Annotated in this window: 13 protein-coding genes and 1 pseudogene; 1 reads left to right on the forward strand and 13 read right to left on the reverse strand. The window is 41.4% G+C overall.

All coding sequences use genetic code 11. From position 1 onward, the window contains the following. Positions 1-99: 99 nt before the first annotated feature. The 9 genes and pseudogenes from LKD42_RS10215 to LKD42_RS10250 form a co-directional block, all read right to left on the reverse strand. The gene (locus LKD42_RS10215; RefSeq protein WP_055218786.1) at positions 100-777 is read right to left on the reverse strand and encodes a response regulator transcription factor; all 678 of its coding nucleotides are present in this window, start codon (positions 775-777) and stop codon (positions 100-102) included. Between the two features lie 19 nt (positions 778-796). Continuing rightward, complete coding sequence (locus LKD42_RS10220; protein WP_248835623.1) at positions 797-2,869, reverse strand: ABC transporter permease; 2,073 nt, start codon at positions 2,867-2,869, stop codon at positions 797-799. Further along, entirely contained in the window at positions 2,859-3,626 is a 768-nt protein-coding gene (locus LKD42_RS10225) for an ABC transporter ATP-binding protein (RefSeq protein WP_062304187.1), read from the reverse strand. The genes LKD42_RS10220 and LKD42_RS10225 overlap by 11 nt, the downstream gene beginning before the upstream one ends. 653 nt (positions 3,627-4,279) lie before the next feature. Next, a complete protein-coding gene (locus tag LKD42_RS10230; RefSeq protein ID WP_248835624.1) occupies positions 4,280-5,809 on the reverse strand; it encodes a hypothetical protein in 1,530 nt (509 codons plus the stop codon). Between the two features lie 8 nt (positions 5,810-5,817). After that, positions 5,818-6,057 (reverse strand): annotated as a pseudogene (locus LKD42_RS10235) (tyrosine-type recombinase/integrase); the annotation flags it as partial. A 121-nt stretch (positions 6,058-6,178) separates the two neighbouring features. Further along, positions 6,179-6,301, reverse strand: coding sequence for a hypothetical protein (locus LKD42_RS15110; RefSeq protein ID WP_256444803.1), 123 nt, complete (start codon positions 6,299-6,301; stop codon positions 6,179-6,181). Positions 6,302-6,464: 163 nt separating this feature from the next. Next, positions 6,465-7,349, reverse strand: coding sequence for a recombinase family protein (locus tag LKD42_RS10240; protein ID WP_248835625.1), 885 nt, complete (start codon positions 7,347-7,349; stop codon positions 6,465-6,467). Positions 7,350-7,392: 43 nt separating this feature from the next. Continuing rightward, positions 7,393-7,593 carry a hypothetical protein gene (locus LKD42_RS10245; RefSeq protein WP_248835626.1) on the reverse strand — a complete coding sequence of 67 codons (201 nt, stop codon included), beginning with the start codon at positions 7,591-7,593 and terminating at the stop codon, positions 7,393-7,395. Beyond that, positions 7,580-8,101 carry a hypothetical protein gene (locus LKD42_RS10250; RefSeq protein WP_248835627.1) on the reverse strand — a complete coding sequence of 174 codons (522 nt, stop codon included), beginning with the start codon at positions 8,099-8,101 and terminating at the stop codon, positions 7,580-7,582. The genes LKD42_RS10245 and LKD42_RS10250 overlap by 14 nt, the downstream gene beginning before the upstream one ends. 110 nt (positions 8,102-8,211) lie before the next feature. Here LKD42_RS10250 and LKD42_RS10255 point away from each other — a divergent pair, with 110 nt between their 5' ends. Next, positions 8,212-8,847: a hypothetical protein gene (locus tag LKD42_RS10255; protein ID WP_248835628.1), complete on the forward strand. Its 636-nt coding sequence runs from the start codon at positions 8,212-8,214 to the stop codon at positions 8,845-8,847. Positions 8,848-9,010: 163 nt separating this feature from the next. Here LKD42_RS10255 and LKD42_RS10260 read toward each other — a convergent pair whose 3' ends face one another. The 4 genes from LKD42_RS10260 to LKD42_RS10275 all read right to left on the reverse strand — a co-directional run bounded on the left by LKD42_RS10260 (position 9,011) and on the right by LKD42_RS10275 (position 21,353). After that, positions 9,011-9,712 carry a pilin N-terminal domain-containing protein gene (locus LKD42_RS10260; RefSeq protein WP_248835629.1) on the reverse strand — a complete coding sequence of 234 codons (702 nt, stop codon included), beginning with the start codon at positions 9,710-9,712 and terminating at the stop codon, positions 9,011-9,013. Then, on the reverse strand, positions 9,696-10,550 hold the full coding sequence (locus tag LKD42_RS10265) for a class C sortase (protein ID WP_248835630.1): 855 nt from the start codon (positions 10,548-10,550) through the stop codon (positions 9,696-9,698). The genes LKD42_RS10260 and LKD42_RS10265 overlap by 17 nt, the downstream gene beginning before the upstream one ends. A gap of 137 nt (positions 10,551-10,687) precedes the next feature. Beyond that, a complete protein-coding gene (locus tag LKD42_RS10270; RefSeq protein ID WP_248835631.1) occupies positions 10,688-12,343 on the reverse strand; it encodes a SpaH/EbpB family LPXTG-anchored major pilin in 1,656 nt (551 codons plus the stop codon). 115 nt (positions 12,344-12,458) lie between these two features. Continuing rightward, complete coding sequence (locus LKD42_RS10275) at positions 12,459-21,353, reverse strand: Cna B-type domain-containing protein (RefSeq protein ID WP_248835632.1); 8,895 nt, start codon at positions 21,351-21,353, stop codon at positions 12,459-12,461. Positions 21,354-21,984: the final 631 nt, after the last annotated feature.

Genomic DNA, 21,984 nt, shown 5'->3' on the forward strand with positions numbered 1-21,984 from the left:
GAATGTCAGAAATCCAAAGAATGATAGCACAAAAGCAATCCACGCCCAACAGCAACAGCAGCCAGGGGTAGTACCGTTCTATCATGCGCCAAAGCCGCTTCATGGAGCCACCCCCGTTTCCAGACGATAGCCCATCCCACGAACCGCAACGATTCGCTGCTTCATCTCAAGACCGGACATCGTCTTTTTCAGCCTGGTCAGATTAACCTGCAAGGCATTTTCGTCTATGTATTCCGTGGTTCCCCATAGTGCTATGCAAAGTTGCTCCGTCGTGACCAGAGCATCGCCGCCGGACAAAAGAGCAACCAACAGTTTTCCCTGATTTTTTGGAAGCACGACAGAGGTATTATGAATATAAAGCGTGTAGGTCTGCTGGTCTAACAGGAAATCTGGTCCCTCTATGAGATTGGTACGGCCTTCATACCTTTTGAGAATATTGGATACCCTGGCAAGAAGTCGATCTTTTCTGCACGGCTTCGTCAAATATTCATCAGCACCCAAGTGGAACGCTTGCAGTTCATCCTTTACCTGATCTCTGGAAGTCAGTATCAGGACGGGGATAGCGGTTTTATTCTTTAGTTCCTGGCAGATTTGAAAGCCACTGATCTCCGGCAAATTCAGGTCTAAGATCACAAGGTCAGGACGGAGGGCTGCCAGGAGCCGAGCGGCATCTTCCAACTCGGTGATTGCCTCCGCAAGATACCCGTCCTTTTGAAGCATATTGCAGAGTTCTTCCCGCATATAGACTTCATCTTCCACAACAGCAATTCTTTTCACGGCAGCACCTCCTTCCAAATTATTCTTCTCTCTGTGGCTGCATCAGTGTCAGCAAATACCGATCACTGGAGCGCTTGACCACTCTCATATAAATATATTCTATCACGCAAAGCAGCAAAATCATAGCAGCAGATACAAACATCATTTCAGCCACTGTCCCACGGGTTCGGGACGAGAGTATCCCTGTAAATAACGCCCTGACTCCAAACAAACTGCTGACAGCCGCAACCAATACAGGAAGTCCCATAAACCAGGTAATTTGCTTTCCAGCAGACTGGCAAAGGGTTTCGTAAGTAGCTCCCAGGCGGATCAGAGTCTGGTATCTGCGCCCGGTTTTCTGCTGACTCATCAGGAACTGAACACCCACGATGGTGTTGGCAACTACCAGGAAAACAATCGCAAGATAGAGGGTAATATAACTGGATGCTATGGTGTAGAAAAGCTGACGACCCATATTCTGAAGATAGCTTTCATATTCAATGTCAGTTTCGTCCAGCTTCTCGTTCAAATCCAAATATGCAGTCATAAGGCTATTTCCATTCAGAGCTTGCTCACTGAGCACCGCATTGACATAGGTATCATACATTCCCTGACTATAATATAGGAATGCTTCATCCGGAAGAATCAATGCAAAGGACAAGGTTATAGAACGGTCCGTGACCAAATTCACAGACTGAACCTCTCCTGTAAGATGAATCGGACTACCATCCAGTTCCACCTTGGGATGCCCGGCCAATACTTGGTTCAGCATTGCGGTACGGCTTACCGTAGTAAACTCTGTATCAATATAGACAGCGGCCTCCTTTTCGCCTAATTGGAGAGCCGGATTGCCGGACAATTCCAACAAACGATTATAGTCCGATAAACAAATCAAATATGGGTATGTGGCATAACCAAGATTGTTCAGAAGGACATCCCGGTCTTCCGACTGGGGCAGGCTCCGAAGAGAGTCCATAACAGCGTCCATGCTGTAGGCATTATCATAATCTTCTGTGGTGCGAATACGCCCAACCCTCATTTCAAAAAGCTCTGAAAATTGATTTTCCAAACTGTTTTCTTTCAGGGCTGCCTTTATATTCGGAAGAACCTGCGATGAATCTTCTGCAGTATGATCTTCAAAAGTATAGTCGATTACATGGCCAGAAGACAGGTTATTCGTTCCTGCAATTCCTACGCCCGCACCAAAACAACACAGCGCCGCCAGAATCAGCAGGGAGCTGATGGCCATGGAGTTTGACTGATGAATGACATTCTCCTGAATCTGCCGGAAGGTAAATACATGAAGCTGCTTATTTCCTTTTCCTTTCTTAACAATCAAAGCAATCAGTGCACGCATCCCATAGAAAAGCAGCATCGTACCAACTATGCCCAACAGCAAAGTCAGTCCCATCATACTTACCTTTGTCCATGCAATTCCCTGAATCGCCATGTAGTAAGCCACTGCCAACATCACACTTCCGCATATAGCAGCCAGTCCATAGATAACAGATGGCATTTGCTTTTTGGGGCGGTTCGTTGGCTGGGATAGCAAAGTACCGATCTCCTGGCGGCTGATTCGTCCACTCAAAATCAGAAGTGCCGTCAGCTTAATTGCCAGAAATCCTGCCAGCGTCCATTCAATCGCAAACCAGGATAAAGAAAACTGATGACCGATGATCCCCATGCCTACCAGCTTGGCGGTGACAAGACTGACAATTTCTGAAAGCACCACAGCCACAGGTAATCCTATGAGCATGGCAAGAATACTGGTCAGGAAATCTTCCGCCAGAAGCATACCAAACAGTTTACTTCTACGCATCCCCAACATTAGATAAACACCAAACTCATGCCGTCTGCACTCGAACTGATACTTGCAGGCAAAATAGATCAAAAAGAACAGAATACCGAGGGTCATCCCATAAAACGCAGGAATCAGAAGCAGGAGTTTGTCAACTGCGTCACTCTCCATTTTCTGCAAAAAGAGCATCACATCTTGAGTGGAGATGGAAAGAATCATGTAAAATGCAACAATAGAAATCACCAGGGAGCTGAAAAACAGACCGTTTTCCTTTCGGCTGCGGCGACTGTTCCGAAGAATGAGATTAGAGAACATTTGCGCTGCCCCCTCCCAGTTGCGCCATCACCTTCAGGATGCGCCCGTAGAACTCCTGCTGGCTTTCGTCTCCACGCCGAAGCTCATGAAAGATCACGCCATCCTGGATGAACAGGATGCGCTTACAGAAGCTGGCGGCATTGGAATCATGGGTTACCATCAGGATCGTAGCTTGTTCGTCACGATTCAGGCCGGACAGCTTCTCCATAAGACTTCTTGCGTTCTTAGAATCCAGTGCACCCGTCGGTTCATCGGCAAGGATCATTTGGGGATGTAAGATCAGAGCCCTTGCTGCCGCAACACGCTGACGCTGGCCACCGGACATCTTGGACGGAAACTTATCCAGAACATCAGAAATTTCCAGATAGTCAGCCAACTGCTTCAGCCGCTGGCTGCTTTCTGTTTCGGCTACCCCATGCAAGGAAGTCGGGAGCAGGATATTTTCCCTGCCAGTCAGGTTGTCCAGCAATTCAAAGTTCTGGAATAGATAACCAACTTTTTTGCCACGGTACTCGGCAAGAGCCTTTTCCTTGAGGGATTGCAGAGTATCTCCCTCCACCTGAATGCTTCCACCTGTAGGCTGAATCACAGTTGCAATACAGTTGAGAAGCGTGGATTTGCCGGAACCACTGCTTCCCATAATACCGAGAAACTCTCCCGGCATGACCTGAAAAGTGATTCCGTTCAGTGCTCTCGTCTGGTTTGGCAACGTCCCATAGACTTTGGTAAGATTTTCAATATTCAAAATTGGTTTCATGTGAATGCCTCCTATCCATTTCTGGGTAAATGATAGCACAGAAGCACAATAAATAACACTTACAGTCGCTGTAAGGATTCTGTTCCTGTTTTCAGAACAAGAATGACGCATCAAGCGGAATAAGTATATGTTTTGTAAAAACGTCGGGTGACAATGAAAAAATATGCTGGACTACCGGATTGGCTAACTTGCATTTCTTTGTCAATTCTGGTAACCGCTTCAAACATGGAAGTTTCTGTTCTTACTTTTATTATACTCAATCAATAAAATCAACACGGTTCAGCAAATTTTAATTATTTCCAATATGACAAAATTGCTTCCTGTTATATTTATCTATTTCTTTATTTCTCTATTATTCCGATCCGGTCTTCCAAAGGTATAAATAAGGTGTAAATTATTCGTCAATCATCAAAAAATCCTTTAAAGCCTAGGCTTTCACAGCATCCATTAAACACTGCCGTGGCAAACAAATAGTACTTTTATCATTGTTTTGTTTCTCCTTGTTTTGCCCCGGAATGCCCTGTTTTGCAAGGGATTCTGAGAATTTGTAAAATGTGTGTTTTAGCTGGCATCTTGGCAAAACAGAGCAAGATGGAGCAAGTTATTGCGGGCTGTTAGTAGTAAAGTTGGTATTAAAATGGAAATTCTTACTACTAAGGATTTTCCCTTCTTTCTTTTACTTCTTTCACTTTTGATGCCAATTTTGAAAATTCAATTCTATTCCCAGTATTACCTATTTCAATTTCTCTAATTGAAGTTCTCCAGATATTCAGGCATATTTCCAACATACAGCCATCTATAATATTAGAATTATCATCCATAACTAACTTAGGTACTTCCGACTCAGCACATAAATGACCATCACAACTTCCATCTATCCAATGTTTACATGACTTAATGCCATAATAACTATCTGCACACTGTATGGAATTAGGATATAAATTATATTTTGACTTATATCCTATTATCTGATTTACAACTGATTGTATCTCATTTTCCAAAAAAATTTCATTTTGATTAACTCCTGCTACATTATAAAAAACTTCGTTATCCGTTATTGTAAATAACGGATAAAACCTATTAAACTCTTCTCCTGTAAATTCCTTTGGATTAGCCATCGGATATGTTAAACACCATGGATGTTTCTTTTTGTAATGAATTGCTCTTGACATTTCTTGACTTATGGACAAATCACATTGCTTTGCATACTCTTCTGCTGGTTTCCAAAGTTCATCCCATCCCTCAAATTGACATTCCTTTAACACTTGCGATGTATATTGCCAAAATGATTCATCTTCAAATATATTATATTCTGGTCTGTTATCTTTCAGAAACTCAACTATTTTTATAAATCTCCATCCCGGATGATAATTTACCATACTTGCTCTATCATTAGCTCTTGGTAAATGCGAAAAACACAGAGATAACTCACAAGCAATGGGAAATTCTTCTAATCTATCCATACCTAGTTGCTCAACAAAATAATACAGTACAACATAATATCTTGGAGAAAGAAAATCTGGATTTATTGTATCATTGATATCTTTGTTTTCCACCAAAAAAGCTAATATGGCTTCTTCATATTTTGCAAAACTTTCAATAATATCAAGACCATTTAATAAATACTTTTTTCCATTAACTTTAATTTGCGGAAGCAAATCATTTTTATTATCGATTCCCAACAATTTCAGTTCTTCTTTTGTAAGCGCAATTCCATCGGTAACATCAGATAACCTCTTAGCAAAATCTTGCATCATAATACTACAAAGTACCCTTATACTATTTTCATTGTTTTCCAGATATTCTGATACCGGAATCTTCTTTTTTGTCACCAAATTATTCTCTAACCACATACCTAAAATCTCTGATGAATATGTTCTATTTGCTCCCCATTTCATATGACCATAAGGAGTAAAAATATATTGTAAATAATGAAATCGTTCATGAAATGCAATTTGGTATTTATTTGCTACATCTTCCTTTGGCATAAATAATCTTGAACTCATTTGTTCAGGAAAAAATTGCCCATTTACAGTTAACAACTTCAAATCATCTTTAAAAAAATCTATTTTTAATTTAATTGATACCACCTCTTTTGTATAAAAAATACAATATATATTATATCCTCTGAACCTACTTTTTTCCACAGAAAAACGCCCCAGCCAAGCCGGAGCGTTATCCATCTTCTATATCAAATTACCTTAAACATCTTTTGCGACATCGGTTTCTCCTTCTTCTGCTCAACCTCCGCTTGTGCCTTCCTAAACTCTTCCATTCGTTTCAGTTCTTCCTCAGCATCATCAAAACCGATATGCGTGTACACATTCATTGTAACACTTATATCCGAATGCCCCATGAGGTACTGTAACGTCTTTGGATTCATTCCCGATTTTGCCATATTGGAGCAATATGTATGTCGGCATACATGTGGATGTGTCAAGTATAGGACAAAAAAAATTTTATTTTTTTCTGCCGAAGACTATTTGACGCTCCCATCAGGTAGTCCCAGCACCTTTATTATCTTCTGATAAGTCATTCTTGTCCTGCTCAAGTTACCTCTGTTCCGAAAAAATATCGTCAAAATTCCATTCGATTTCAATTTCATCCTGACTATGAACACGGATCACCTTGATAATCTCACGCAGCTTCTCTGTATCGAACTTCTGAATTCCCAAGAAATCTTTTAGTTTTATTTTATCAGAAAGTTCATTTTATTCAAGAAGCTTTTTACTATTCTCCGCATCTTATATCTTTCGTTTTATTTCCTCCAGCTGTACACTTATCTTTCCAGCTCTCTGCTTATACGAATCACGATCTATACGACCATCTTTGTAAGCATCATAGAGTTTCATCTTTTCCGAGGTCAACTGTCGGCTCTGTTTTTGCAATTCTGCGGTATTGATCTCTTTGTCGTCGCATTGCCTGTTGGAAGATACTTTCTTTTTCCAACATTGACGCTGCATACTGATGAACAAGCCCAAGGATATTCTCCTCCAGCGGTTCCCGTCGGATCACCAGACTTCGACACACAGGATCTCCATTGGTTCGAGCATCTGAGCATTTTAGCAGATGCTCCGTTTCTTTTAGCAAAGAATGCCCACAGTTGGCACATAACAGCAATGCTGGCTGCTTTTTACGTCTTTCCAGAGTAAAATTGGTGCGTGATTCCGCAACACTTCTCTTCTTTTTCGGATGCATTTCATTTGCTTTTTCAAACAATACCCTGTCTATAATTGCCGTATGATGATTTTCCAGGCGAACCCATTCTGTTTCATCATTCAGAACTGCTTTATGACCGGTATGCATACTGCAACGTGTTTTTCCCCAGATTCTGGTTCCAATATAAATCTCATCCCGGACAATTGCCGCTACTGTCGTAAGGCTCCAGTGTTTCTTTTTGATCGTGTCAAACCTCTGGAACTGCACCTGATCCCCTTTTGATAATTTCTGCTCATCACAAGTGGCAATCGCCTGTCTGTTCAATTCCCTTGTAATATCTGCAAAACTTGTTCCTTCCGCTGCCATCTGAAAAATCATTTTCACGACTTTTGCAGCCTCCGGATCAACTTCCAGCCTTCCATCTTTTCCTTTTTTATAGCCATATCTGGCATTCACCGGAAGGCGTGTGCCATTTTTTGTTCTTGTCTGCAATGCTGATGAAATTTTCTTAGACAAATCCAGGCTATACATATTGTATACCAGATTCTGCAATGCTACATTCATGCCACCAGTCATTCCGCTGCTTGCCGCACTGTCATAGCTGTCATTAATCGAAATAAATCGTATCTGTAGAAGTGGGAAAATCCAGGATATCTGCCTCAGCAACACCCAACTGATCAATCACAAATGATTTTAACAGAATTCTTTGAGAAGTTACACTGTCGCTCTCTTTTTGGGCTCTGCCATCTACATTGTCATTTTCTGCGGATAAACGGATGTAAACAGCTGTTTTTCTATGATCTGTCATCTTGACTGCCCTCCTTCTCTTTCTTTAATTTCTGTAAATCTGCAAACTGATCGTCATATACCAGCTTGATCTCATAATCATACTTACCATGGATAATAATTGAATCCACAAAGGCATCTGCCATTTCTTTTGTCAGCTTACGCTTTGACATATAAGTATGTATCACATTTCCCCAGCCTTCTTCAATGTGGTAATCCTGGGAATACCGAACCTGTGCCGCCAATACTGTGTCCAGACGGCTCTTGATATTCTCAATTTCATTGGAATAAATCCGAGAAAACTGTATGTACTCTTCTTCCGTAATCAAACGTTCCGCGTAATCTTCATATAAATCCGACTTACGCTTACTGATTCGGCTTAGTTCCCATCGAAGTTTCCCCACTTCTTTATCCAAAAGCAGGTACTGTGTCTGGTTTTTGGAAGCTGCATTTATTTCCTGAATCATTTTTTCTGTATCCAATACGGTTTTCATATGCGTTTGGATCAGGCGAAGAACATCTTCATCCACATATTCTTTTCTGACTCTGTGCTCTTTGCATTGCTTTCCTCCGGATTTATGGTTAGTATTGGCTCCGCAGATATAAAAGAATGTACCATTATGAGGAATTTCTACAAAAAATGCAGTTAGCCGGATACGAAATCCTCCAAGGAAAGCACCTATCCTTCCGTGCACTGGAGCAGAAAAACTTCACTTATATGAAATCTCTTGGAAGTTATTATAGCGAAGAAAATATCCGTATCCGTCTGGCTAAAAACCGTAGCAAAGTGAAAACTCCAAAGCATTTGTCCAGAGAAGCCCAGCAGCATATTTCTGACGTTGATGCTTCTGTTAAAGCGGTTGATCCGAAAATAGCACAACTCAACAGTGAGCTGAGCACGCAGAAACTCATTCAAAAACACTGCGATTCTTACCGGCTCTGCCGTAAGGTAATTGAAGATTGCAAATTTGCTAAAAATCCAAAAGCATACCGCAGCAAACATCAGGCAGAATACAAACTCCACGATTCACTAAAAAAAGAGCTTCAGGCTCTCGGTGTTACCAAAATCCCAAGCTCTAATAAAATCCTGAAGAGGATTGAAAATCTTGAATCTGAACAAGCTACTACCGTCCGAAAAAAACAGGAATTGCAAAAAAAGCAGAAGACACTGGATATCATTAGACAGAATTTTACTGCACTGCTCGATGCTCCTGAGATCAGTTCAGACTTACTTCCAGCAAAACGAGAACCTATTTCTGTCACAAGAGATAAATAAGATTGCACTGACAACTCAATTATTCTTTTCCAAATCCTCCCAAGGTTTCAGATCTATTTCCTCCCAGGTGACACCATACGGTGCACCTCCGGAGGTATCTGTTTTTGGGTTATGCCAGTTATATAACGAAACGAAAAGACCGGGATTTCTCGATCTTCTCATATTATTTATGGACTTTTCTTTTACAAATACTAAATATGACTAAGGATATTCCCATTAAAGAAAGCCACATAATTACATTCGTATCGTCTCCCGTTTTTACATTTGGAGTGCGACTGCTTTTATCACCCGATGGTTCTTCTGAAACTGGTGGCGTATTCGTGGTAATTGGTGGTATCGATTCATTTTTAAATTTAGGTTCTGCCGTTACATTCCAGATGATCTGACCATCATAATTACCCGGAACTGTTATGATAAAAGGTTCGCTTTGATATACTTGATTGCCAATTTGTGTTGTGTGTATCTGGACAAAAAGATACACACCTTTTTCCAGATTTCTGTACATAACTTCTCCGTCTGAATTGGTCTTTCCGGACATTCCTTTGATGTTGTTATCCTGTACATATTTTTCCAGTTTTTTTGCAGCTTCTGCCTGAGCGGAAGAATCATCAAAATCAAATATGACTCCAGAGTTTGCAAACTCAGTCTCTAAAACCCATGAATTCTTTTTATATATGCCAACCTGATACATCGTAAATTCAGTATTACTTAGCTTATATACCGTGGTCTCATCTTCAACAGTTGCTTTTAATAATATGCTTCCCTGATCATTCGCAGACACAGGTAACGGAATGAGGAGTAAAAGCATACACATCACACTGGCCATACACATATATATTCGCTTACGTTTACTTATTCTGCTCATATTTTTTCTCCTTCCTGCGTTTATGTAACTTAATGCTCACCCATATGATGATGAAAGCAATAATTCCACCAATCAATAGAATCAAATTGAATGGAATTGTACGCTGAAGACCAACTTCCTCATCTATCTTCTGTGCCTCTTCATACGGAATTCTAGTGCCACGTACAAGCAGTCTGTGCGTGTTAACTGCATAAGGAGTGCATGTGACCAGTGTTACATAATCCTTGCCCTTTTCAATCTGTAAAGAATCTGTATCTGATGGCAATACTGTCAGAATCTGATCCACCTGATAGGCAAAGGTATGATGAAGAACTTTAATATAAAATACATCTCCAACCTCCATCTTGTTCAGGTCGGTGAATATCTTGGCATTTGCAAGTCCACGGTGTCCGGATAATACCGCATGACAGCTCTCACCGCCTACCGGAAGCGAGGTGTTTTTCAGATGTCCTACACCTGACTGCAGTACTTTTTCGGATGTTCCATGATAAACCGGAAGGACAACATCAAGTTTTGGAATATCAATATATCCCATCATTCCGGTATCATCAATTTTCAAAAGATTGTTATACACATCATTTTCTGTCTGGTTTTCATTGCTTTCTGAAAATGGATCTGCTATGGAACCAATTCCAATCAGGCTTTCATTGTATTCCTGTGCCTGCTCGATCATGGCATTTTCCTGTTCTTCCGACAAATGCGAAACTTCCTGTTCATAATCTGTAGCAATCGTTGTGCTGTTCATCTGATTAATGTAATTGCTCACTACCGGATACAGGATTAAAGAAAATGCCGCCAGATATCCAATTCCTCTTAGTATTTTCACTATTTTTTTCATAATACCTTTCACCTTTTTGTCTGTTTCTTCTGAAATACCCAGTCCACACTGGACATTTCAGAAAAAGCAGACACCCTCCCGGTTCAATACCGGGAAGATGAACTGTCTTTTTGTCCATTCTTAAACTTCAGAATGTCTTAGTTGTTTGCTTTCTTTTTGCCAAAAGCTTTGCTTGCTGTTAATGCACCGAAAAGAACGATACCAGCCAGTGTTACCATAAGGGCACCCTTGCTACCAGTGGATGGAAGCTGTGCACCTGTCTTGTTTTCTACAGCTACTTCTGGGGAATCAGTTTTATTTGTAATTGCAGTACCTGTTGTTGTTGTTCCATTGTATGTGTAATCAACAGAATAGCTTGTCAGTTTGCCAGTTGTTTCATCATATACTGGCTTGATCTCAACCTTGATGTCGCTGATAAGTTTGTTGTATCCATCCGGAGCTTTTGTCTCTCTTAAGTAGTAAATTCCGGCTTTCAGACCTTTCACAAGAACTTTACCGTCGTCATCAGATACGATTTTTGCGGATTCAAATTTAGGATTAGTGGCTGCTACTTCCTCAGGTGTTGCCTGACGATATACACCTGCTCCTTCGTCTACAATATTAATCTTAGCATCTGTATCTGCTGCATCACCTGCTGCATTTGCTTTGTAAAGCTCGAATTCTGCATTTTCAAGTCCGGTCTTAGTCTTATCTTTTAAATAATATTTGAAGATTGTGAAATTGAAAGTATGTACATCTACGACGCTTGGTTCGGATTCACCTTTTTCATTTGTTCCCGGCTTATTGCTGTATTCAACAGTAGCCTTGTTGGTGTTAGGATCAAAACCAGTTACTGCATCTTTATTTAAGGTTGCTGTATAAGTTACTTTAATTTCCTGTCCTGCTTTGTTTGCATTAGAAGCAAGGAATTTGTTCATCTCAATCTTAATTTCTGTTGTTCCATCTTCATTATTTTTTGTAGTTAATGTATATGTATTCTCTGCCTTAGTTCCATCTGTATCAGCATTAATAGTAACGTCACCAATTTTCACAGATGTGATGCTTCCAAATGTAAGACCTTTCGCTAATGTATCCTTGAAGTTAAATACATAAGAAGTATATCCAGTCATATCCGGTACTTTAGATGTCAGTGTGTAAGTCACTGTATCACCAATGTTGACATCATCTGCCGTTTTGTCATTTACTTTTTTTACTACTGTCGGGTAATTACTCTTCATGTTAACTGTAGCATTAGTATCTGTTACGCTAACTAAAGATGCTACGGATGTATAATTCTGACCATTTCCAGGTGCTGCTGAGGTATCTGTTGCACCTAATGGATAAACTACATAGTATCCATATGCCAGATTAGCAATTTCTGTAGAACCAGTTGCTGTGGTTACAGTTTTATGAGTAGCATCTACAGTGCTAGTATTTGAAAGAATCCATGTAAGCATTGCTTTTGCAAAATTTACACCGTTCTTTCCATCTTTGCCAACCTGTTTTTCAACATATTCATAAGCTTTTTCACTTAATGCTTCGTCTGTTAATTCAGAAGCTCCATTTACATTTGCCTTAAAGAATCCTTCATATTCAGGATTTAATGTGTATGCTACATTGCCCGCTTCATTTTTTGTTGCTGTAAAAATCTGATACAGATCCAGAGTCTTTCCTTCTACTGTATTGTTGACTGTCAGTTTACCAGTACCTGTTAACCTTGTTGCATCCTCTGCTGCAAATGTAGTCATGCTCATGGACAGTATCATGGTCATTACCATCAGAACTGCCATAAATCTTGATACTAATTTCTTCATGTTCCTCTTCTCACTTTCTTTTGATTTTTTATTAGTTCGCTTGGGATTCTTTCAGCCTTTACGGTGGAAGTTCCCCACGCAGCCATATCTCTCTCATGACCCTGCTCCCCCTTTCCTACATCGTATGTTTCCGTTTCCTTCTGCGTCCGGTATAAAGCAGGAACGCTAACAACAGGCCACCTGCTATGATAAACATCATAATGCCCTCGCCGCCGGTATCCGGAAGCAATGCAAAATGCCGGTTGATAATCGTGAAGGTAAATCCATCTTTAGAAGTTTCGATTGTAGTTGTATATCCTTTTATTTCCGTTTCCGTAACAGAATATTCATAGTAATGCGGTTTTTCAGCATCATCTTTTATGTAGGCTGGAAGAGTTTCAACCACTTTCTGCCATGTAGATTTTGAGATATCACCTTTTATTTCATAGTTTTCATATCCCGGCACAACTTCTGTATGTTCCGTTCCATCTGCATCCGTCCAGCTTCTGGAAATCGTGACCGTAATAGAGTCTGGTCTGAGATTGTCCATATTTCGAAAATCTTTCCAGACTTTGTTTATCGTCAGGTTTACATTCTCATCACATGGATCCTGCGTATCAGACGGTTCCGGTGATGTGCTGTCACCTGTATTGACTGTCGTTTTGGTATCTGACATCAGAACGGCTTTTGCATCTGATACATAAGCATTCAGATCTGCTGTTTCAGAAGAATCTTTTGTTGCCATAACTGCATTCTTTAAAGTATCATACTCATCTACCTGCACTACATGTTTTACCGAGAAGATACTCCATCCATTTTCCTGACTGAACGTATCTGTCAGAAGTTTCGAATTCTTTTTGATCTCATCAAAAGTGATCGCCGGTTTTCGGTAGATACGATAATTGTTATTCTCACCTTCGACACCTGCTTTTGTATTAAAGTCATATACAGAGTCCAAATCACTTTTTCCACTGAATGGTCCCACCAGCTTAGATGTTCCACGGACCACATCGCAGTAATACATGTTGTTATTTTTCAGCAGTCCTTCGTCGTTGTATCCTACAAAGCCTCCGCTTCGTCCATCTGTTGCAGTACCGTCTGCATCATTTCCGGCACCACCGGCATAGACATCGTATCCCGTGCTGATTCCATATACATTGCTGTCTGTAATTTTTGTCCTGTTTGCCTTAATCAGGTTGACACTGATGTTGGACTTTACATCATTATCTTTCGTTATGATTCCGTTTTTGTCACATGGAAGCTTAATAGAGGAATCTCCGATCTTAATGATTGCAAAATCTGTCTGCTGATTGTTATCATCAGACTTTTTAGACAGCCCAACGGAAATATCCAGTCCCAGCAGATTCACATGGATGAGATTTCCATCGTACAGTGCATCAACCTTCACAATTCCAAGATTAATATGCAAAAGATTGGAATCCTGAATCTTATCCAGATACAACGCCTTTACAAGGTTATTCAGGACTACGAGCAAAGCGTCGACTACTGTGGAATCCAGTTTTACATCTGCAAGATAGGCAAAGCTTGTTCTTCCTGCGAAGCCTCCTGCTGTTCCGTCTGATGCTACCTGTTTCAGACTATTTTCCTGATTTTGAGCATCTCCTGCATTGCATCCTGACATTCTGGCAAGATTTGCGTAACCAATAAAGCCTCCTGCAATCTGCTCCTGTCCGCCTTTACTCAAAACGGTATAACCACCAGGTACTCCTGTCACGCTACTGTCATCTATGTGGGAACCAAAAATATCCAAAACACCGAGGGCACCGCCAAGAAGCTGTCCTGCATTATCTCCCAGCACATCCAGCTTCTCCATTTTCACAACTCCGCTTTTTCCGGAGTAACCTACAAAACCACCGACGCTGTTCAGTCCAGTTACATAATTTAATCCTGTTACGCTGCTGTTTTTGACAGAGCCATTTAACAGTGAACCGCCAAAACCTCCAGCCGTTCCGCTATATGTTACTTCATTATTCTGGCCGGATTTTGTCGCTGTGTTAGCACTGACGCCAAGTCCTGCATCTGGGCTTCCTGTGACATTTCCGTAATATACATAGCTTCGGAATGCATCCAGCACATCAGTTTTTCCAAGCTTTAAAAGATACTGTAAGACAGAGGTCTCACCATTGGCACTAATGCTTGCAGCACCGGAAACATCCGCAATACCGAAGCATCCTCCGGCATATTCACCGGCCACTACGGAGCGGATCTTATCCGCATGTATTCCGCTTCCCGGCTTATCCTTCTCGCCAAGGACCGCTCCACAGAGACTTCCTGCAAATCCTCCTGCTGCTTTTGCGTACCCGGTATTGCTTCCATTTTGATAGGTTCCATTTACGATCACACCCCAGTCATCCCAGGCTGACACAGATGCACAGCGGATGGTGGAAACAGTAGCATTCAGAACCTTAATCAGCTCTGCCGGAGCATTTACCATAAGAACATCCAGAAGCTTATTCAAAAGTCCCTGCTTTGTAGCTGTATCAATAGCTGCCACACTACCTGGGTCTACTTTTCCGGCAAAACCGCCTACATAGGAAGTTCCATCTACACGCCTTAAATTTGCGATACTGCAGGAGGTAGTTTCATCTCCCCAGATCTGGCCACCGATCATCCTTCCAACATAGCCTCCGGCAAATCCTACCGGGTCTTTGTCTGCAATACCGGTCGCTCTGATCCTTGCACCGGAACGATAACCTTCCACATGGGACTGTTTTACAACCGGAACAAAGGTTTTTAATGCCGCCAGACTGTCTGCACCGATAATCTTAAGACCTGCCAATGAAACGTCACCTGTGTTTGCCACAGAACCGGTAAGCATCTCACCTGCAAATCCACCGCTGCTTCTGAAGGCTTCAACTGACTGAAGATCTGTTGCAGTTCCATTTGTCACGGTACCACCTTCCATCCGGCCTACATAGCCTCCGGCAGAACCGCCCTGTGTTGCTTTACTTGCCAGAATGCTCCTTCCTGCTGTGACTGCGTATCCATATGCATACTGAGAAATGATCTCATTTAACTGTTCTTGATCATTGACTTCACCAAGTGCCTGTAATTTATTACCGTAACTTCCATAAGAACCGACAGCACCAACCCATTTGTTCCAGGTATCCGTATCCAGTCCACGAAGCGGTCCATAAACAGCTGTATTCTTTTCTGTCGGATACACTGCCTGAAGAAGCGTCAGCGGATTATCTAGTTTGATAAGACCAAATAAAACCTTCAGACTTCCTGTATCTGCAACATTCGCACACCGCATCAGTCCAGTATAACCTCCGGCATATTCTGTTCCATATACGGATCGGATACGATAGGCTGCACATTCCCTTACGGTTCCTGTATATTCAGAGCCTTTCCAGTTATCCGTATTGTTCCCCCAGATCTGACCGCCGTAGTTGTAACCTGCATATCCTCCGGCAAGTCCACGGTAAATGCCATCATCACTCTCAGCCTGAGCCCTCACAGCACCACCACATGGCACACTGGTTGTTTCGCTGTTTTTGATCACTGGAACAAAGGACTGTAAAACGCCAAGAAGATTATCTGCCTTGATCAGTCCTCCAAGAGCACTTAATCCATCTACCACATCTGCCGCACTTCCCGGCTCCATAGTTCCAACATATCCACCGGCACTTTCACGCCCTATGATATGTGCAAAATTATAAGAATTACTATTCTGAATCTGAACTCCAAGAAGTTCTCCTGCATATCCACCGGCTTTTCCGGTATCACCGTCTCCATCTGTTGCAAGAACATTAAATCCGCCTGTTGCTCCGTAAACATCTGAACTTTCTATGATAGATGCAACTACGGTCAACGCTGATAACAGATTTGAGGCAGAAAGCACCTTATCCAAAACGCTTGCGCCTCCGATAGCCGCCGTACTTCCCATAGCAGCTTTCCCAATATAGCCGCCTGCATAGCGGTAACCACTTACCGCATACTTACTTCCAGTTCCGTAATAACCGCTTCCATCTGCCTGCTGCAGATTCTTTGGCTCACTGACACGGGTATGCTGCAGTTTATTTACATCAGAATTACTGATTTGTACACCGGTTCCGCAGCCAATAAAGCCTCCGGCACTTCCGGTATCCTGATCGTTAGTGCTGTCTTTTTCAAGAGTACCTGTAACGGTAACGGTAAATCCTTTTTCTACAGAATTAACACTGGCATTACTGATCACCGGAACAAAGGCATTGACTAGGGAAAGTAATCCTGTCAGATCAACCACTTTTGTAAGAATCGATGACTCAGCTCCAATCTCAGCAACCGCTCCGGCTTTTACCAGACCTCCGAAGCCTCCGGCATAACGAAGTCCTTCTACTTTCAGAAGATTTTCTACTGCCGTTCCTTTTCCGGAATCAACAGCATTTGCTGAATTATCTACATGACCGCTCTGCATCTCTCCAACGAAGCCACCTGCATAGCCTTCTGCGTTATCAGATCCGCTGTCAGCCGTAACAGTCAAACCATCTGCGGTACCAGCAACTTTGCAGTTTGTAATTTTGCTGGATGCAGCCTGCAAGACACTCGCCAACTCTTTCAGACTCAGAATCTTACCAAGAACACTGTTCAAAAGATCTCCTGTGGCATCTCCTGCCTCCGCTGCACTTCCGGAACGCATGATTCCGATATAGCCACCGGCATGATACGGTGCTGTGACTTTTTTTACATTGGTCACATCAGAGTTCTTAACCATGACTGCTTTTCCATTACCGATATAACCACCGGCATCTCCAAGAGCCACATCATCATTTTTTCCGGATGCTGTTACAACTAAGTTGTTTCCCTCAATAGAAGCATCGGAAATTCTCGGATAAGCCACATCCATGACACTGAGAAGTTGATTTACATCCAAGAGGCCCAGTAACTTAATAGAACCTGTCTGTGCCACATCACCAGGCATCATCCTTCCTGCAAAACCACCGGCATAGCTGGTTCCCTTTATATAAGAGAGTCCGGTAATATTTGTTGTTGCAATCGCACCAGCCTCGCCTTCGGTTGTTCCATCCTCACTATTCGTGTCTGCTTTGAATCCGGAATTGTTGTTTCCATAGTTGATATCTACTGCCTGTCCGTCTCCCACAAAGCCGCCCGCCATATCCGCGGATACCTGAGGATCAGAACCATTCGAAACATAGGCAATAGACGTATTATTGAACTCCGGTCTCAGGGCACTGACAACTCCAAGCAGATTCTCTAATTCAATTCCTGTCAGTTTTGATGTAGTGGAATCTCCGGCACTTAATGCATCTCCGGCTTTGGCAAAACCTGCAAAGCCTCCGGCTTTTCCTGATGTTGCAGCTGCAGTAACCGTTTTCAGGTTGCTGATCTTTGTGTCCCTTGCTCGTCCACTAATACATTCTCCAATAAAACCACCGCTGTAACCGTTCTCATTTTCGGTAGACACACTGTATCCTGACGAAACACCTGAAACAGTACTGTCAACTGTAAACGTCTCAATCATTTGACCTACAGAAAGAAGGCTGTCAATTTTCAAAAGCGGTAATCCAAGAAGTTTAATACCACCAACATTAGCAAGAGTTCCACTTCCGAAATATCCGGCAAATCCTCCTGCACACTTTCCAGCCTTTACAGAATTCAGATTTGTGACGGATGTTCTCCTTACTTCTCCACCTGTTCCATAACCGATAGTACCTCCGGCACGACCATTCTCCTGATCTGACGCAGTAACTGTAAGTCCCAAAGAGCCTCCGTTTACGGAACAATCTTTACATTCAAAACGCATGTAGTCTGCTGCTGTAACTGTTCCGCCAAGGACATCACCGACACTGGTCATTTTAGCGTAACCTAAGATTCCTCCGGCATTCTCTGTTGCTGAAACAGACATGCTTTCTGATGCAGTAATACTATTAGAATGCTCATTAAAACTGTAAGAAATACTGTTTTTTGCAAGCATACGATTCAAAGCTTTTGTAGTTGATTTTGAACCATCTGCAAGTTCTGAAGTATTAGAAACCTGAACAGCTCCGGCATATCCTACAAGTCCGCCGGCATATTTGCCACTGGCATCTAAGGATATCGTACTTCCGCCAATGGTACATCCGCTTATAACAGAAGGGCGAAGTCCCACCAAGTTCAAAATATCCATATCCGTAATATTACCGTTCAACAAACCTGTAAGAAGTTTTTTCACAAGATCAAGAAGACCTTTATTTTCATCAATAGATGTAACAGCACCAAGGGTTGCTAAGCCGGCAAATCCTCCGGTATAATCTTTTCCGGACACTGTACCAAGAGAAGAAATACTGCAGTCCACGGCATAACTGTTACGCATTTCTCCTATAAATCCACCTGCATAACCACTTTCCTTACCAGAGCTTCCTGTCGCAGATACATTTGCACTGCCATTAATGCTACATCCAAGCATTACTGTATTGACCGGGAAATCAGCTATTTGGATTCCCAGATGATCCAGTGCACCTGCAACAACTGCATTGGAAGCACGGCCAATAAATCCTCCTGAGTAATCTGTACCATTAACACTCTCAGTACCATTAACTGAACATCCAGTCATTACAGCACCTATTGTTTCACCAGCAAATCCACCTGTATAATTCTGCCCAGATATCGTATTGCTACCGGATACTGAGCAATTACTGAACACCGGATTCACATAACCAATCGGAATCAGGTTTCCAACACTTAGAACGCCTCCATTCAAAAGCGTTGTAATCAGATCCCCAAGACCTAATACTGGAATCAAGTTTAATAGAGTACTAAGTGCGTCAGTTACTCCTTTAAGCACTCCTGAAAGGGCTTCATATTTTGTAATACCCGAAATGTACCCGACAAAACCACCTGTCCAGCTGTTTGCATTAGATACTCCTGATAATCCTTCTACATGACAGTCTAATATCTGTACATTTCCTTTTACAACGCCGGCAAAAGCTCCTGTTGAAAAAGATTTTGGATCCTTTTCCAACCCACTTGATAATCCCAGGACTTTTAAAACTCCGGTCAACACTACACCAAGCAAACTAAAATCTTTTTTAATAGAATTCGTTGTCGTTGATACAGAAACTCCTGATAAGGTAAGATTTTTTACGACAACCTGTTTTGATGAAATCTGTAATGAACTGTCATATGGGGTCGATAAACTTCTGAAAAATCCAACACCATATTCCGTGTCCGAGCTACTTCCATTTGAATAAGCACTCTGATTAATTGCTGTGTCCTGTACAATCTTTACGTTACTGATTTTGACATTAGCACCTTCTGTCATTCCCTTGCGGCCTTCCATATTTCCCTGGAAGTTCTTTATAGGAGTCCAGTTATCATCTTTCCCATTAGAATTTGTCCCTTCTTTGGAAAGATCAATATCACGAAAGATAATGTAATTCGCATCCTTGCTGTATTTATATCCGGAGCCTGCAATATTGGTATTGCTATGTTTTGACGTATCATAAGTAAGTACATAAGTTTTATTCTCATCAACTGTTATACTTTCCGAATCTATATCATCAGTAAAACCACTTTCATCCCCACTGCTTGTAAAAGCTTCTGCATCATCACTTCCTGTCTCAGCTGCTTCCTCGCTATCTGACGGAATCATATCAATCAAATCACTGTCATTTACAGTTTCATCTGCTTCAACGGATGCCGCTTCGGAATCACTGGCAGTACTTTCTGTTGCAGTTACTGTCATATCGGCTGACTCCTGAATCGTACTACTTACATACACATAACACTGTGTAGCTTTTGTACCAGCTATATCCCAAGATGGATTATCCAAATATTCTGTATCATTCAGCTTATGAGCACCGTTTTTATTAGCATACAATTCCTTTCCGGACCAATTATATGTATCATTAAACTTTACAATATCCGCATCACCCGGATAATACAGTTCCGTTTTGTATTCTGATGTATCCGCTGCCGGTTTCCAGTCTGTATATCCGCTCAGTGCTCCCCCCAGTATTCCCTCATTTTTCTTTCTTGTTTCATATACTCGCCAGATTGGTTCTGTTACTTCCACATCTGTTCCAATTGCCCGAAGCTGTGTTTCATTTCCAATCAAAATGTAATTTTTATCACCGATCTTTTTTACTACCTGACCGAAATAATTTCTTCCTTCATAATCAGATGGATATGCATTTGAGATATTCTGAGTTGTCTCCTCTGTTCCAGCCTTGTTGGCAAGAAGCTCCGGTGTTTCTGTTGTAAATGAAGAAGCAAGCACATAATTATGTGTTTTGCTGTAAGTAAGATACGAACCATCTTCCAAAGTGAACACCTGTCCCATTCCAACCTTTTCAGCAATATAATCCTCACTCATTACGGGTTCGCTGTCTGAGTCTTCTTCCTGCATCAGTGCCAGCTGGTAGCGGTTATACACATAAATCGTATCTGTCGCTGAATCATATACCATATTGTCAGTGTGCTCAGATGATGAAGTGATGCTGCCTGTAAAATCAGATGGGAAGTTCCAGACATTTTCATTATCTATTGGAATATCATTCATCAAACAATAGGAAGCGTCTGATGCATAGGTAAGTTCTGCACCATCTGCAAGAACCTTATCCCCTTCACCAACATTTCCATCTTTGTCTCCAGAAAACATCTGTGTTCCTGTACCGATTTGCAGAAGTTGCTGGTAATTGTAGATACATATTTTTCCATCTTCATAATCTGGATTTACTTCTTCCAATGTGTCCGATGTGTTTTCGTCATCCATAATTGTTTCTTCTTCATCTGTAAATCCCTGATCTTCAGAATTGTCGAATTTTTCTGTTACCTCAGAACTAATATCTGTATTTGGCTCTGATTCGCCTTCAAAAGAATCAGGAATATCACTTTCTGTGATATCAGATGTTTCAGATGTATCACTGCTGAAACCATCCTGCTCCGATATATCTGTAATTTCACTATTGGTCTGCACATCCATTCTTTCTGAATCTTCATCATTCGCAACTACGACTTGCGAAGATAATAATGTAACACACAGAACGATTGCTGTAATTCGCCTTAAAACACTCAATTTCTTATTCATAAAAATCGCCTCAAATCTTTTGTCATGGTTAACTTTTTGTCACTTTTAACCACTCTGGCTGGATAACTGCCGCCGTCAAGCACTGGGTCATTTTTGTGGAAAACGCCCCACATTCGCCATTTGAAATCATCCGTATTGCTTCTTCCGGTTCATATTTTCTGCGACAATTCTGATGTAGATACCATCCGTTCCTGTGCTGCTAAGTAACATACAATTCTAATTGAGTAATCTGTCGAATTTTTTAGTTGCATCGTTATCTTTCTAATCTGAACCCTGCGAAGTCTTAGTTTATATCAAAAAAAATATCAAAAATTGATATCTTCATTGTTTTTCGCTGATAATCTTTCTTATCAAGTATCTTATCAGGTACAATATTATACACTATTAAACTCATAAATATAATGTTCAATGAAGGAAAAATTTTTCACGTTTTTTTGTTCAAAGTGTTCCATTTAAGACTAATATGCAAAAAAACGAACCACACTAACCATGTGATTCGTTATCTTTTATAACAATTTCAATATTTTTAATATTATGAATCTCATCTTTGCCTCTGTGAACTACTCGGTAACTGAGTTACCAGAGCATCTGAAATCTGGCGGGATACCGTCTTTTTTCAGGGTGCGTCCAT

It is taken from the genome of Hominisplanchenecus faecis (assembly GCF_020687205.1).
Classification (GTDB): domain Bacteria; phylum Bacillota; class Clostridia; order Lachnospirales; family Lachnospiraceae; genus Hominisplanchenecus; species Hominisplanchenecus faecis.